At 64.4% G+C, this 12,847-nt stretch carries 17 protein-coding genes; 9 read left to right on the top strand and 8 right to left on the bottom strand.

The features are described from left to right. Positions 1–343: 343 nt before the first annotated feature. A complete protein-coding gene (locus ACFFWD_RS24475; RefSeq protein ID WP_376969360.1) occupies positions 344–907 on the bottom strand; it encodes a hypothetical protein in 564 nt (187 codons plus the stop codon). A 157-nt stretch (positions 908–1,064) separates the two neighbouring features. On the opposite strand from ACFFWD_RS24475, the gene ACFFWD_RS24470 reads away from it, so the two are divergent. Together ACFFWD_RS24470 and ACFFWD_RS24465 are read left to right on the top strand one after the other, a co-directional pair. Next, positions 1,065–1,358 carry a DUF1330 domain-containing protein gene (locus ACFFWD_RS24470; protein WP_376969358.1) on the top strand — a complete coding sequence of 98 codons (294 nt, stop codon included), beginning with the start codon at positions 1,065–1,067 and terminating at the stop codon, positions 1,356–1,358. Between the two features lie 208 nt (positions 1,359–1,566). Next, entirely contained in the window at positions 1,567–3,264 is a 1,698-nt protein-coding gene (locus tag ACFFWD_RS24465; RefSeq protein WP_376969356.1) for a methyl-accepting chemotaxis protein, read from the top strand. 101 nt (positions 3,265–3,365) lie between these two features. Here the strand turns inward: ACFFWD_RS24465 and ACFFWD_RS24460 are convergent, their stop codons facing one another. Further along, on the bottom strand, positions 3,366–3,698 hold the full coding sequence (locus ACFFWD_RS24460) for a hypothetical protein (RefSeq protein WP_376969354.1): 333 nt from the start codon (positions 3,696–3,698) through the stop codon (positions 3,366–3,368). 128 nt (positions 3,699–3,826) lie between these two features. After that, entirely contained in the window at positions 3,827–4,066 is a 240-nt protein-coding gene (locus ACFFWD_RS24455) for a hypothetical protein (protein WP_376969352.1), read from the bottom strand. A gap of 248 nt (positions 4,067–4,314) precedes the next feature. On the opposite strand from ACFFWD_RS24455, the gene ACFFWD_RS24450 reads away from it, so the two are divergent. Continuing rightward, a complete protein-coding gene (locus ACFFWD_RS24450) occupies positions 4,315–4,557 on the top strand; it encodes a hypothetical protein (RefSeq protein ID WP_376969350.1) in 243 nt (80 codons plus the stop codon). 6 nt (positions 4,558–4,563) lie between these two features. Here ACFFWD_RS24450 and ACFFWD_RS24445 read toward each other — a convergent pair whose 3' ends face one another. Next, entirely contained in the window at positions 4,564–4,887 is a 324-nt protein-coding gene (locus ACFFWD_RS24445) for a hypothetical protein (RefSeq protein ID WP_376969349.1), read from the bottom strand. A 101-nt stretch (positions 4,888–4,988) separates the two neighbouring features. On the opposite strand from ACFFWD_RS24445, the gene ACFFWD_RS24440 reads away from it, so the two are divergent. The 3 genes from ACFFWD_RS24440 (at position 4,989) to ACFFWD_RS24430 (ending at position 7,015) form a co-directional block, all read left to right on the top strand. Then, positions 4,989–5,387, top strand: a complete 399-nt coding sequence (locus ACFFWD_RS24440; protein ID WP_376969347.1) for a metallopeptidase family protein — start codon at positions 4,989–4,991, stop codon at positions 5,385–5,387. A 152-nt stretch (positions 5,388–5,539) separates the two neighbouring features. Beyond that, on the top strand, positions 5,540–6,142 hold the full coding sequence (leuD, locus tag ACFFWD_RS24435) for a 3-isopropylmalate dehydratase small subunit (protein WP_376969345.1): 603 nt from the start codon (positions 5,540–5,542) through the stop codon (positions 6,140–6,142). Between the two features lie 72 nt (positions 6,143–6,214). After that, entirely contained in the window at positions 6,215–7,015 is an 801-nt protein-coding gene (locus ACFFWD_RS24430) for a glycosyltransferase family 32 protein (RefSeq protein WP_376969343.1), read from the top strand. Between the two features lies 1 nt (position 7,016). On the opposite strand, the gene ACFFWD_RS24425 is transcribed toward ACFFWD_RS24430, so the two are convergent. Next, positions 7,017–7,895: an HpcH/HpaI aldolase/citrate lyase family protein gene (locus tag ACFFWD_RS24425; RefSeq protein WP_376969341.1), complete on the bottom strand. Its 879-nt coding sequence runs from the start codon at positions 7,893–7,895 to the stop codon at positions 7,017–7,019. 142 nt (positions 7,896–8,037) lie between these two features. Between ACFFWD_RS24425 and ACFFWD_RS24420 the strand changes: the two genes are divergently transcribed. Then, positions 8,038–8,694: a carbonic anhydrase gene (locus tag ACFFWD_RS24420; RefSeq protein WP_376969339.1), complete on the top strand. Its 657-nt coding sequence runs from the start codon at positions 8,038–8,040 to the stop codon at positions 8,692–8,694. Between the two features lie 127 nt (positions 8,695–8,821). Here ACFFWD_RS24420 and ACFFWD_RS24415 read toward each other — a convergent pair whose 3' ends face one another. Together ACFFWD_RS24415 and ACFFWD_RS24410 are read right to left on the bottom strand one after the other, a co-directional pair. Next, the gene (locus tag ACFFWD_RS24415) at positions 8,822–8,947 is read right to left on the bottom strand and encodes a hypothetical protein (RefSeq protein ID WP_376969337.1); all 126 of its coding nucleotides are present in this window, start codon (positions 8,945–8,947) and stop codon (positions 8,822–8,824) included. Between the two features lie 36 nt (positions 8,948–8,983). Then, on the bottom strand, positions 8,984–10,018 hold the full coding sequence (locus ACFFWD_RS24410) for an aspartate-semialdehyde dehydrogenase (protein ID WP_376969335.1): 1,035 nt from the start codon (positions 10,016–10,018) through the stop codon (positions 8,984–8,986). A gap of 117 nt (positions 10,019–10,135) precedes the next feature. Between ACFFWD_RS24410 and ACFFWD_RS24405 the strand changes: the two genes are divergently transcribed. Beyond that, entirely contained in the window at positions 10,136–10,927 is a 792-nt protein-coding gene (locus tag ACFFWD_RS24405; protein ID WP_376969333.1) for a hypothetical protein, read from the top strand. A 174-nt stretch (positions 10,928–11,101) separates the two neighbouring features. Continuing rightward, positions 11,102–11,482, top strand: coding sequence for a hypothetical protein (locus ACFFWD_RS24400; protein WP_376969331.1), 381 nt, complete (start codon positions 11,102–11,104; stop codon positions 11,480–11,482). 116 nt (positions 11,483–11,598) lie between these two features. Here the strand turns inward: ACFFWD_RS24400 and leuB are convergent, their stop codons facing one another. Further along, entirely contained in the window at positions 11,599–12,711 is a 1,113-nt protein-coding gene (gene leuB, locus ACFFWD_RS24395) for a 3-isopropylmalate dehydrogenase (protein ID WP_376969329.1), read from the bottom strand. Positions 12,712–12,847: the final 136 nt, after the last annotated feature.

Here is a 12,847-nt window from a genome sequence, read left to right as displayed (position 1 = left end):
TGTTGCACAGGGCCCATGGGTGCAATCGGCACCCGGCTTTCCCTGCGCCCTCTGCTTGAGGAGAGGGTGGAGAGTGACGCAAAGCTCGGACGACTCACGTCGCGAGAACGCGGACTCACATCCTCATCGCTGTTTGACATGTGAATCGAGAGTGTCTTCGTCATTGCGAGCGAAGCGAAGCAATCCATTCTTCCGCACGTGCGGAACTATGGATTGCTTCGTCGCTTCAGCGCAAAATTGCTTTGCAATTTTGTCGCGAGCTCCTCGCAATGACGCGCGGACAGGCCCGCGCCATCTCCAGACTAGGCGGGCGCCGTTCGGCGCCCGCCTGCCGTATCCCATCTCACCAATAATACCCGTACGGCCGCCAATAGTGATGGCGATACCACCACGGACGGTAGCGGCAGATCCTGCGCGGACCGTAATAGGTCCAGATCACGCGGCAATAGCGGTGCGGATAGTAATAGGCCGGGTAATAGTAGGACGGCCCGTAGAAGAAGCGCCGATGGTAGAAGTGCCGGCGGTAATAGGGCCGGTAGGCGTAGCGGTAACCGCCGCCGTAGTAGCGATGGTAGCCGCCGTAGCGATAGCCGCCATGGAAGGCGGGTGCCGCGCGAAAACCGCCACCATGGAAGCCCCTGAATCCGCCACCATGAAAGCCACCGCCATGAAATCCGCCACCGCGGAATCCGCCGCCGTGAAACCCACCACCGTGGAAACCGCCACCGCCATGACGAACCTGGGTCGTCAGGCCGTCGGCCGCTTGCTTCGCCGCGGGCAGCGCGGCCGGGCTTGCCAGCGACAGCGCCTCGGCACGCTGCTGCGAGGCGATCGACAATGCAAAGATCGCGGCCGCCGCGACGCCGAGACGACGCATCAGCGTGCGGCCAGGATAGCTCTCCCTCATCTGTGAACCTTCCTGACAACAAGCAATGAACACCGCTGCCGCGTTGCAGCCATTCCGTTGCGTTCATTGCAGTCGCTCCCAGCGTAACGGTAGAGATGGTCATCTGAATGCGCCATGAACGCGCACAGGCGCGACGTACCGCCGGGAGGACCTGACAATGACCGTCTATGTGATCGTGCAGCTCAAGATGACCGACCGCTCCGCCTACGATCGCTATCAGGCGCGCTTCTTCGACGTGTTCAGGAAGTTCAACGGGCGGCTGCTGTCGGCCGATGAGAGGCCGGCCGTCCTCGAAGGCACCTGGGATCGCGACAAGCTCGTGCTGATGTCGTTCCCGGACCAAGCCGCGTTCAGTGCCTGGGCCGAGTCGCCGGAATACATCGAGATCTCCAGGGATCGCAAAGCCGGCGCGCAGGCCATTGTGCTGCTCGCCCAGGGCTTCACGCCCTGATTGCAGCTCCCCGTAATTTCCACGTGTGAACACTTTGCTAAGGGTTAACCCGTAAGGTCAGCCGGCAATCAATCAGGACGTTCAGGACCGGTTCAAGACCTCGTGGTGAAGCCTTGCGTTGAGGCGAGCCGCGACGCCGCGTCCGCTTGGCCGGTGGCCGAGCGATCAGCCCGGCGTGCAAGGCGCGAACCGCATGGTGAATCTCAGCATGACCGTCACATTCCGGAATCTGCCCATCATCGCCAAGATCGCGGTGCCGGCGGCGATTGTCGCCCTGGTCGCGATCGGCATCGTCGTCCAGGCGTCGCTGGCGCTGAGCCATCTGTCGGCGACGGCGTCCGATCTCGTCGACGGCAATGCCCGCCGCGTCGAATACAGCCTCGAGGCCGAAAGCAACTTCAACAGCGCGGCGGTGAGCGAGAAGAACGTCATCCTGAGCGCCTCCGACGCCAAGGCGATCGCCTCCAATATCGAGAGCTACGGCAAAGCAACGGATGCGACGCTGGCGGCGATCGACCGCCTGTCCGCCATCACCACCGATGCTACCCAGCGCCAGCTCATCGACACGTTGCGCAATGCGGTGAAGGACCGGCGCGAGGCCAGCGCCAGGGTGTTCGAGCTCGTTTCCGCCGGCAAGCTGGAGGACGCCTTCGCCTATTCGCGCAATGTCGCGGCCAAGCATCGCCAGATCGCGATGGAGGCTGTCGCGAATTTGATCGCCGCCAACGTCACGGGCATGCAGGCGGCGCGTGACCAGAGCGTGGCGACCGCCGACCAGACCCGCCTGGTGCTGCTGTTCGGCGCCGCTGCCGGCCTACTCTGTGCCTTCAATATCCTGGCCTGGATCGCGTTCAGCCAGATTGCGCGCCCGCTGTCGCGCATGACCGAGGAGATGACGAAGCTCGCCGCCGGCGATCTCGATATCGCCGTCGTCGGCGACGATCGCACCGACGAGGTCGGCGGCCTCGCCAAGTCACTGCTGGTGTTCAAGGAGAATGCGATCACGGCGCGGCGGCTCGAAGCGGAGCAACGCGAGGAGCAGCGGCGCAAGGAAGCGCGGCAGCGCGCCGTCGAGGCGCATATCGCGACCTTCGACAGCCAGGTGTCCGAGGCGCTCAACGCGCTGACCGCGGCGTCGACCGAGATGCATGCGACCGCCGGCAGCATGTCGGCGACGGCGGAGGAAACCAGCCGGCAGGCGACCTTCGTCGCCAACGCCTCGAACGAGGCTTCGGCGAATGTTCAGACCGTCGCGGTCGCGACCGAGGAGCTGCACGCCTCGATCAGCGAAATCACGCGACAGGTGACGCAGGCGGCGGAGACCGCGAAGGCCGCGGTGAACGAGACCAATCGCACCAACGCGACGGTGGAGAGCCTCGCCGCGGCGGCGCAGCGGATCGGCGAAGTGGTGTCGCTGATCCAGAGCATCGCCGCGCAGACCAATCTGCTGGCGCTGAACGCCACGATCGAGGCGGCACGGGCCGGCGAGTCCGGCCGGGGCTTTGCCGTCGTCGCCAATGAGGTGAAGGCGCTCGCCACCCAGACCGCCAAGGCGACCGAAGAGATCTCCTCGCAGATCGCGGCGATCCAGCAAGAGACCAACGACGCGGTGGCCGCGATCAGGACGATCGGCGGCACCATCGGACAGGTGAACGAGATCGCGGCCGCGATCGCCGCTGCCGTCGAACAGCAGAGCGCCGCGACCCGCGACATCTCGAAGAATGTTCAGGAAGTCTCGCGCGGCACCAGCGAAGTGTCGACCAATGTCGGCAGCGTCAACGAGGCCGCCACCGAGACCGGAACGGCGGCCATGCAGGTGCTGACGGCCGCCGACGATCTCAGCCATCAGTCGACCCGGCTGCGCACCGACGTCAACGCGTTCCTGGAGCAGATTCGCGCAGCCTGATCGCGACGATCCATGGCATCTGCGCCTGAAGGGCGGCGCCGGTCGATCGGCGCCGCCCTTCCTTCATTCGCGCAAGGCGCCGCTGCAGCTGCGCGCGAATGTCACCAGAACGGGCCGAACCCGAAGCCGAACGTGAACGGCGCCGGCGAATAGTAGGGATACGGCCGGTAATAGGCCGGGCGGCCGTAATATCCATAATAATAGGGATCGTAAGACCGGTCATAGGATCGATAATACGGCCCGTAATACGGCCGGTGATAATGGCGATAGTGGTGATGATGGTGGTGGTGACGATGCTGCGCGCTGAAATCCGTCGCCTTGCCCGCGAGCCGCTGCCGCGCGTCCGCGTGCGGCTTTGCTGATGTCGCAGCCGACGCCGGCGCCGCCAGGGCAAACACCGCTGCGATCAGGGCGGCACCCATCCATCTCATCATGACCATCTCCTGCAGATCTCGATCGACGCAGTACGCACGCCGGAATCTGCCGGTTTCATGACTGGAAACGGCAACAGGCCCGCTGCTCACGGGCCTGTGTCCGGGCTGCGCTGATACGCCGCGTCTCTTCAGCGCCAGTGACCACGATGGCGACCGCGATACCAGCCAAGATGACGGCCGCGATTCCAGCCACGGTGCCATCCGTGCCCATGCCCGTGCCCGCGCACCTGCGTGATCATCGATTCGTCCTGAACCGCTGCGGCCGCACTGGGCGTAGCCAGCGAGAGCGCCTGTGCCTGCTGGGTCGGCGCGGTCAACGCGAGCATTGCACTGACGGAAGCAAGCCCCAGAACCTTCGTCACCTTCATTTGTGGTCTCCTTGATTCCCTTGAAGTCACGCCTTGCAACGCGGTTCGAGACGACCCCATTGCCGCGACGCAGATCTCAAAGTGAATGCGGCCGGCGTGAACGGGGAGTGAATAGCTGCGCCACAATGATGAATGCCGCTGGCGCGGTCGAGTTCCAGTGCGACACCCAAGATTTTCATTCCGACGCGCAAAACCGGCGCAGGCCGCGATGGTATCTTGTGGCGTGTCTTCCGTTGCAGGACATCAGCATGACTCGATCGAATATCAGCGACGGCTTCATGCGCAGCGCGCTCACCGCGGCGTTGTGCGGTTCGGCGATGCTCGGCCCCGATGTTGCGGTGGCTTCGCAGGGACCAGGTGGCGGGATGGGAACGGCGAGCCATCTCACGCAGGCGGTGATGGCGGTCCTGGTCTACGGAACATCAGCAATGGTCGTCGCAGCCGGATTGATCGGCGCGCTGCGCGGACGCCCGCGCGCGATCCGGCAATGAGAGGCGCTAGCCGGGCCGCCAGTAGCAGTTCATGCGCGGGGTGATCACGGTGCCGCTCGGCCGGTGCTCCTGCACGTAGGTCGCGGTGCAGTCGCGCACGGCGTTGGGACCGGGATTGTAGCGCGGAATGACATCCGGCTCCCAATGATCGGGCCGGTAGATCGGCACGCGCTTGAGCCGGCGGTGCTGCGCGGACACGTCGCTCGGAGCGGGTGAGGTCGCTTGCGCGGTGCGCACACCCGCTTGCGCCGTCTGCGCCAGCGCGTCCGCACATGGAAGCGAGACCCCGACCGATGCCGCCAACAGCGCCGCCGCTACAATCCGTTTCATTCCGCCCACCCGAGACCCGATTTCGGCCGCACGGTCTCCCATTGCGCCGCCAAGGTCAACTCTGCTGGCGCGGCCGGCGAAACTCGCGCTAAATGCGTGTCATGTGGACCACAGCCAAAGCCCCCTCGCTCGCCGAGATGGAGGCCATGGCGCACGAGGTTTTCGAGCGCCTGCCCAAGACGTTTCGAGCCCTCTGCGAGGGCCTGATCATCCGCGTCGACGATTTCCCGACCGACGAGGTGCTCGACGAGATGCAGGCCGAAAGCGAGTTCGACCTGCTCGGGCTATTCCAGGGCATCGGCCTGCCGCAGCAGAGTTATAGCGATGTCGCCCGGCTGCCCAACCTGATCTGGCTCTACCGCCGGCCGATCCTCGACTACTGGGCCGAGCACGACGAGACCCTCGGCCATATCGTCCGCCACGTGCTGATTCACGAGATCGGCCACCATTTCGGCCTGTCGGACGCCGATATGGAGGCGATTGAGGCCGCCGCGCGCTAGAAGCGCTCCGGCGAAGGCCCCTCCGGGGGCCCGGATCCGGGCTCGATCAGACCCAAACGGGCTCCAGCATTGCGGAAATTGGCCTTTTGCCCGGACGGTATTCGCGATAAATCTCCCGCCCCTATCCCTCATTTCGACCGGGAAGTGCATCGATGGACAAGTTCACCACGCTGGAAGGCGTCGCGGCGCCGCTGAAGATCATCAATGTCGACACCGACATGATCATTCCCAAGCAGTACCTCAAGACCATCAAGCGCACCGGCCTTGGCAAGGGGCTTTTCTCCGAGCAGCGCTACAAGGATGACGGCAGCGAGAACGAGGACTTCATCCTCAACAAGCCGGCCTATCGCAACGCCAAGGTGCTCGTCGCCGGCGACAATTTCGGCTGCGGCTCGAGCCGCGAGCACGCCCCCTGGGCGCTGCTCGACTTCGGCATCCGCTGCGTGATCTCGACCTCGTTCGGCGACATCTTCTACAACAACTGCTTCAAGAACGGCATTCTGCCGATCCGGGTGTCGCAGCAAGACCTCGACAAGCTGTTCGACGACGCCGAGCGCGGCGCCAACGCGACGCTGACCATCGACCTCCCCAACCAGGAGATCCGTGGGCCCGACGGCGGCAAGGTGAAGTTCGAGATCGATCCGTTCCGCAAGCACTGCCTGATCAACGGCCTCGACGACATCGGACTGACGATGGAAAAGAAGACGTCCATCGACGCCTATGAGACCAAGCTCAAGGAGCGTGCCTGGGCTTGATGCTCTCCGCCTTCGATTGTGTTACGAGAGCCCCGACAAAATCGGGGCTCTTTTGTCGAGGAGACGACGCGCATGCGGCCTGACGTCGTCACGTTCTGGCATGGCCCGATGGATGCGCTGCGTCAGACCTGCCTGCGCTCGCAGGTGGCGGCCGGCCACAAGGTCACGGTCTACAGCTTCGACACGATACCCGGCCTCCCCGCGGGCGTCGGCAATGCCGAGGCCGAGGCGGTGCTGCCGCATTCATTTGCCGAGCGGCTGCGTCCGCCGCAGCCCGATGGTTCGTGGCGCGACTGGACCATCCTGCAGTTCAGCGACTTCTTCCGCATGAAGCTGATGGCCCAGCGCGCCGGCCTCTGGCTCGACGCCGACGTGCTGCTCTTGAAACCTGTCGAGATCGATCCCGCAAAACCCTATTTCGCCTGGGAACGGCCGCGGCAGCTCGGCAACTCCGTGCTGTATCTGCCGCCGGATGATCCGATCGTGCGCGCGTTCGAAGCGCTGATGGCGCAGAACGAGCTGACGCCGGACTGGCTGGCACTGCGCCATCGCCTGACCTTCGCGCTGCGCCGGCTGCGCGGCAAATCCAATCGCCTCTCCGACATCCGCGTCGCGATCTTTGGCCCCGCCGCGCTCACCGCGTTGGCGCATCGTGAAGGTGAACTTCGGTACGCGCTGCCGAAGCAATCCTTCTACGCCGTGCATGCCGAGCCGAAACTGTTCTTCGAGCCGTCGGATTTTTCGAAGTACCTTGACGACCCCGAGATCGTCGGACTGCACATCTCGCCGAAGGGACGCGGCAAGGACGCGCCGATTCCAGGCAGCCTCTATGCCTGGGCAACGGCGAGATTTTCCCCCTCCAAGGGAGGATAAGCTAACGCCCCATCGCGGCGATCGCATCCGCGATCGCGATGGTGCGGCGGGCCATGTCGGCGTGCAGGCGCTCCACCATGCGGCCGTCGAGCTGGATCGCGCCGCGCGCGGCGTTCTCCGGCTTCTCGAATGCGGCGATGATCTTGCGGGCCTCGGCGACCTCGGCCTCCGGCGGCGTGAAGATCGCGTTGCAGGCCTCGATGTGGCTCGGATGGATCAGCGTCTTGCCGTCGAAGCCGAGGTCGCGGCCCTGCGCGCACTCTTCAGCGAAGCCGTCGATATTGCCGATGTCGCTATAGGGTCCATCGAGGATTTCGAGCCCATGCGCGCGCGTCGCCAGGATGCAATGCGTGATCATCGGGATCATCGCCGCGCGGCCCGGCTTCATCCGGATCCGCGTCTCGCGCGAGATATCGTTGGGCCCGAACACGAAGCCGGCGAGCCGCGTCTCCGAATCCTTCGATGCGGCGGCAAGCTTGTCGGCGTCGAGCACCGCGCGCGCGGTTTCGATCATGGCCCAGACCCGGATCGAGGTGGGCGCGTTGATGTCGCTCAGGCGATCGGCGACCGCGTTCAGATCGTCGACGGTGGAGATTTTTGGAACCAGGATGCCGTCGGGCTGGGCCTTGCCGGCCATGCCGATGTCGTCGACCCACCAGGGCGTGTCGAGCGCGTTGATGCGGATCAGCACCTCGCGCCTGCCGAAGCCCTTCGCCGCGACGGCTTGCGCGATCTGGTCGCGCGCCACGGCCTTGGCGTCCGGGGCGACCGAATCCTCAAGGTCCAGGATGATACCGTCGGCCGCCAGCGTGCGGGCCTTTTCCAGCGCCCGCGCGTTCGATCCCGGCATGAACAACAGGCTGCGGCGCGGACGGGTCATGGGGGCCTCCTCGAGGGCTCGACTGGCAAAGTCTGTTGTTTAGGCACCGCTGATGGCGGCTTTTCAAGCCCTTGGCCCTATCATCTCGGCCCGTGCTTCGGAAGCCTTGTTCAGGTCACCGGCTTATGATTAGCCAAGGGCCATGATCTCCTTCCCAAAGCAATTGATCGAAGGCTACCGGACCTTCACGACGCAGCGGCTGCCGACGGAGCAGACGCGCTACCGTGAGCTCTCGGAACGCGGCCAGTCGCCCGAGGTCATGGTGATCGGCTGCTGCGACTCCCGCGTGTCGCCTGAGGTGATCTTCGACGCCGGCCCCGGCGAATTGTTCGTCGTCCGCAACGTCGCCAATCTGGTTCCGGTCTATCATCCGGACAGCGGAACCCACGGCGTCTCGGCCGCGCTGGAATACGCCGTCAACGTGCTGAAGGTGAAGCATATCGTCGTGCTCGGTCACGCCCAGTGCGGCGGCATCCGCGCCTTTGTCGACAAGATCAAGCCGCTGTCGCCGGGCGATTTTATCGGCAAGTGGATGCAGATGTTCATCAAGCCGGGCGAGGTGGTCGAGCAGCGCGAGCATGAGAGCATGCAGGACTTCGTCGTCCGCATCGAGAAAGCCGCGGTGTTCCGCTCACTCGAGAACCTGATGACGTTCCCGTTCGTGCGCGAGATGGTCGAGAGCGGCGAGACGAAGCTGCACGGCGCCTATTTCGGTGTCGCCGAAGGCTCACTGTTCGTGCTCGATCAGGTCGCCAAGGAATTCCTCAGCGTGCGCGACGCGCTGAAAGCGGGCCAATAGCTGCGTAGGGTGGGCCAACGGGTGGCGCGAACGCGCGCCCGATGACAAGCTCCGCGTGCCCACCAACTAACACCTGGTCCGGATTGGTGGGCACGGCGCGGGAGCGCCTTTGCCCACTCTACAAATCTCATTCGCCGCCGTGGTCGCCGCCGCTCCAGCGGTCGGAGAAGCTGTTGAAGATCAGGCTTTCAAAGCCGGTCTCAACGCGCTTCAGCGCCGGATTGGGCCGATAGGTCGCCGGTTCGTCCGTCATCGTATCGACCGCTTCCTGACGTCCTGAATTGCGCCGTTACGCCGCCTTCTTCTTCGCTGTGATCAGCTTGCGGTTGATCAGGACCTCGGCGATCTGCACCGCGTTGAGCGCGGCGCCCTTGCGCAGATTGTCCGACACGCACCAGAACGCGATGCCGTTCTCCACCGTCGCATCCTCGCGGATGCGGCTGATATAGGTCGCGTCCTCGCCGGCCGCTTCATAGGGCGTGACGTAGCCGCCCGGCTCGTGCTTGTCGATCACGAGGCAGCCCGGCGCGTTGCGCAGGATGTTGCGCGCCTCGTCTGCGGTGATCGGGTTCGCGAACTCGACATTGACGGCCTCGGAGTGGCCGACAAAGACCGGCACGCGCACGCAGGTTGCGGTGAGCTTGATCTTGGGATCAAGAATCTTCTTGGTCTCCGCCATCATCTTCCACTCTTCCTTGGTGAAGCCGTCTTCCATGAAGACGTCGATCTGGGGGATGACGTTGAAGGCGATGCGCTTGGGGAACTTGTTGTTGACCAGCTCGTCGTTGGTGTAGACGGCCTTGGTCTGCGAGAACAATTCGTCCATCGCATCCTTGCCGGCGCCCGACACCGATTGATAGGTCGAGACCACGACGCGCGTGATGGTCGCTTTGTCGTGCAGCGGCTTCAGCGCCACGACGAGCTGGGCGGTCGAGCAGTTCGGATTGGCGATGATGTTCTTCTTGCTGAAGCCGGCAGCCGCATCCGCGTTCACTTCCGGCACGATCAGCGGCACGTCCGGATCCATGCGCCAGGCCGAGGAATTGTCGATCACGACAGCGCCGGCGGCGCCGATCTTCGGCGACCATTCCTTCGACACCGACCCGCCGGCCGACATCAGGCAAATGTCGACGTCGGAGAAGTCATAATGCTCGAGCGCCTTGACCTTCAGGGTGCGGTCGCCATAGGAGACCTCGACGCCGACGCTGCGGCGTGACGCCAGCACGACGACCTCGTCAGCGGGGAATTTGCGCTCGTCGAGAATGTTGAGCATTTCCCGCCCGACATTGCCGGTCGCTCCGACCACTGCGACTTTGTAACCCATCGTTCACTCTCCGACGAAAAATGCCCACATCCCCGCGCTCTGCGGAAAGGGAGGAGGCAGCGCTTCTATGCGAGAAAGCCCATCAAGACAACGTTAGCGTGGCGTTCGAGCGTTCTGATGCGTCTGTTCCGGGCCGATCCGGCCTCTCCCCATCATACGAGAATTCCGTCCGCGCTGACGAGCTTCGTTGACGAGGTCTACGCCACGCTGTCACGGCTATTCGCCTATGTCATGACGCTCGCGCTGTTTGCCGTTCTCGGCGTCTATCTATGGGAGCAGCTGCCGGACGCAACCGCCATGGAGCCGACGGCCGCGAGCTGGAGCCTGGCCAGCCGCTCAGCGCCCGCCTTCGCTGTGAACCAAATCGATTCGCGCGACAAAACAGAGGCTTACGAGATCTTCCGGCATCCGCAGGGCGGCCGCAGGGACGTCTTCCGGTGGATCGATGCCGACAAGAGGCCGCTTGCCGAGCTCGAAATCTACCGCCCCGGCGGCGAGGCCGCGGCGCCGGCCATGACCGCGATTGCCGCGGGGATGAATCCGGACGGCGAGCGCGAGCTCGAGGCCGCCGGGATCATCGACAGCAAGCTCGGCGGCGTGACACTGTTGCACCCGCAGGCAGGGGACGGCGCCCGCGCCTGCCTTGGCTTCCTCAAGCAGATCGACGAGCCGCATTTGCGGATCTCCGGCTGGACCTGCCAAGGCACCAGCATACCGGCCAGGCGCGCCGCGATTGGCTGCATGTTGAACCGGCTCACCCTGCTGACCGCGGGAAACGACCCGAAGCTGGCCGAATTGTTTGCCCGGGCAGAGCTGAAGCGCACCGAGTGCGCCCCGGCCGGTCCGGCAGCGCTGTCGTCCGACTGGGTCATGGGCAGCGAGAACCCGCGGCTGCGCGGCGCCCTTTGATGGCGATACCGTGGCAAGGCACTGGTTTTCATGAAACTTTTGCGCTTCGGGCGACGTTATTGTCGGCCGGTGTGGCGCAATTGACCTAGCGATGGCGGCCCTTCGGCGGCTACATTATGTTCCAACCGATTTGGATGCGCCAGCCCCCCGTGGGCCGTAATGACGAGGACTGCGATGACCGTGAAATTCCCTGCCGCGAACAAGCTCGTGGTGCTGCTTGCTGCGGCTGCCGTCCTCGCGACCGCAACCTCGGCCAGCGCCCAGACCAAGCGCCAGCAATATGACCGCGACGGCCGCCCCGTCTACGGGCCGCAGGGTCCGAACCGCGTCTACCAGCAAGGGCCGCGCACCCGCGTCTACGTCACCACCCGTTCGTGGCTCGATGCCGGCACTGAAGTGCTGCCGGGCGACCGCAAGTTCAACGACTACGCATACCCGCCGGATATCGGCTATCCGTCGTTCGGGCGCGAGAACAACAACCGACCGATCGACCGGCAGCCGCTCAGCCCGCCCGCGGACCTCGGCGGCTATCCGCGGACATTCCCGCTGTACTGAGATTTTCAGCAATCTGCTGACGCGAAAATGGCCGGGCTCGCCCGGCCATTTTTGTTTTTCGGCTTTGTCATTCCGGGACGATGCAGCGCATCGAACCCGGAATGACGGCGCAAACGTTACGCGTGCAGCTTCTGCAATTCCTTCAGGATCGCGTCGCCCATCTGCCGCGTGCTGGCCGGCGTGGTGCCTTCCGACCTGATGTCGGCGGTGCGCAGTCCGCTGGCGAGTACGGCGGCGATCGCGGCATCGACCTTGTCGGCGAGATCGCCCATGTCGAAGGAATAGCGCAGCGCCATGCCGAACGACGAGATCATCGCGATCGGATTGGCAAGACCCTTGCCCGCGATATCGGGCGCCGAGCCGTGCACCGGTTCGAACAGCGAGCGGCGCTTCTTGGTCTTGGAATCGATCTCGCCGAGCGAGGCCGACGGCAGCATGCCGAGCGAGCCGGTCAGCATCGCCGCGATGTCGGACAGCATGTCGCCGAACAGATTGTCGGTGACGATGACGTCGAACTGCTTCGGCGCCTTCACCAGGTTCATGCCGCCGGAATCGGCGAGCTGATGCTCCAGCGTGACGTCCTTGTATTCGCGCGCATGGACCTGGGTCATGACCTCGTTCCAGAGCACGCCCGACTTCATGACGTTGCGCTTCTCCATCGACGTCACCTTGTTGCGACGCTTGCGCGCGAGATCGAAAGCGACGCGGCCGATGCGCTCGATCTCATAGGTGTCGTAGACCTGGGTATCGATCGCGCGCTTTTGGCCGTTGCCGAGATCAGTGATGGTCTTCGGCTCGCCGAAATAAACGCCGCCGGTGAGCTCGCGCACGATCATGATGTCGAGGCCTTCGACCGCCTCGCGCTTCAGGCTGGAGGCATCGGCGAGCGCCGGATAGCACACCGCAGGCCGCAGGTTGGCGAACAGGCCGAGATCCTTGCGCAGCCGCAAGAGGCCCGCCTCCGGACGCACCTCGTAGGGAACAGAGTCCCATTTCGGCCCGCCGACCGCACCGAAGATCACGGCGTCGGCCGCGGTCGCCTTGGCCATGTCGCCTTCGGAGATCGACACCTTGTGGGCGTCATAGGCGGAGCCGCCGACCAGGCCCTGCTCGGTCTCGAATTTCGCAATTCCCTGCGCATTCAGCCAGTCGATCAGGCGCTGCACCTCGGCCATCACTTCGGGGCCGATGCCGTCGCCGGGGAGAAGCAGCAGTTTATGGGTCGCCATGGTCGTTACCTCCTGTTCGTCATGGCCGGGCTTGTCCCGGCCATCCACGTCTTGTTGCATTGGCGGTAAGACGTGGATGCCCGGCACAAGGCCGGGCATGACGGAAAATGTGAAATCCGGGCGGAGTGCTAAAACG

Source organism: Bradyrhizobium erythrophlei (assembly GCF_042430365.1).
GTDB classification, from domain to species: domain Bacteria; phylum Pseudomonadota; class Alphaproteobacteria; order Rhizobiales; family Xanthobacteraceae; genus Bradyrhizobium; species Bradyrhizobium erythrophlei.
Note: the sequence above shows the minus strand (reverse complement) of the source record. Positions and strands in the feature narration are given on the sequence as shown.

Coding starts and splice junctions, on each gene's coding strand:
- ACFFWD_RS24455 (WP_376969352.1), bottom strand. CDS start 4,066: ATGAAGGTGACGAAGGTTCTGGGGCTTGCTTCCGTCAGTGCAATGCTC.
- leuD (WP_376969345.1), top strand. CDS start 5,540: ATGGACAAGTTCACCACGCTGGAAGGCGTCGCGGCGCCGCTGAAGATC.
- ACFFWD_RS24415 (WP_376969337.1), bottom strand. CDS start 8,947: ATGACGGACGAACCGGCGACCTATCGGCCCAATCCGGCGCTGAAGCGC.
- ACFFWD_RS24470 (WP_376969358.1), top strand. CDS start 1,065: ATGACCGTCTATGTGATCGTGCAGCTCAAGATGACCGACCGCTCCGCC.
- leuB (WP_376969329.1), bottom strand. CDS start 12,711: ATGGCGACCCATAAACTGCTGCTTCTCCCCGGCGACGGCATCGGCCCC.
- ACFFWD_RS24405 (WP_376969333.1), top strand. CDS start 10,136: ATGCGTCTGTTCCGGGCCGATCCGGCCTCTCCCCATCATACGAGAATT.
- ACFFWD_RS24475 (WP_376969360.1), bottom strand. CDS start 907: ATGAGGGAGAGCTATCCTGGCCGCACGCTGATGCGTCGTCTCGGCGTC.
- ACFFWD_RS24420 (WP_376969339.1), top strand. CDS start 8,038: ATGATCTCCTTCCCAAAGCAATTGATCGAAGGCTACCGGACCTTCACG.
- ACFFWD_RS24425 (WP_376969341.1), bottom strand. CDS start 7,895: ATGACCCGTCCGCGCCGCAGCCTGTTGTTCATGCCGGGATCGAACGCG.
- ACFFWD_RS24400 (WP_376969331.1), top strand. CDS start 11,102: ATGACCGTGAAATTCCCTGCCGCGAACAAGCTCGTGGTGCTGCTTGCT.
- ACFFWD_RS24450 (WP_376969350.1), top strand. CDS start 4,315: ATGACTCGATCGAATATCAGCGACGGCTTCATGCGCAGCGCGCTCACC.
- ACFFWD_RS24440 (WP_376969347.1), top strand. CDS start 4,989: ATGTGGACCACAGCCAAAGCCCCCTCGCTCGCCGAGATGGAGGCCATG.
- ACFFWD_RS24465 (WP_376969356.1), top strand. CDS start 1,567: ATGACCGTCACATTCCGGAATCTGCCCATCATCGCCAAGATCGCGGTG.
- ACFFWD_RS24460 (WP_376969354.1), bottom strand. CDS start 3,698: ATGATGAGATGGATGGGTGCCGCCCTGATCGCAGCGGTGTTTGCCCTG.
- ACFFWD_RS24430 (WP_376969343.1), top strand. CDS start 6,215: ATGCGGCCTGACGTCGTCACGTTCTGGCATGGCCCGATGGATGCGCTG.
- ACFFWD_RS24445 (WP_376969349.1), bottom strand. CDS start 4,887: ATGAAACGGATTGTAGCGGCGGCGCTGTTGGCGGCATCGGTCGGGGTC.
- ACFFWD_RS24410 (WP_376969335.1), bottom strand. CDS start 10,018: ATGGGTTACAAAGTCGCAGTGGTCGGAGCGACCGGCAATGTCGGGCGG.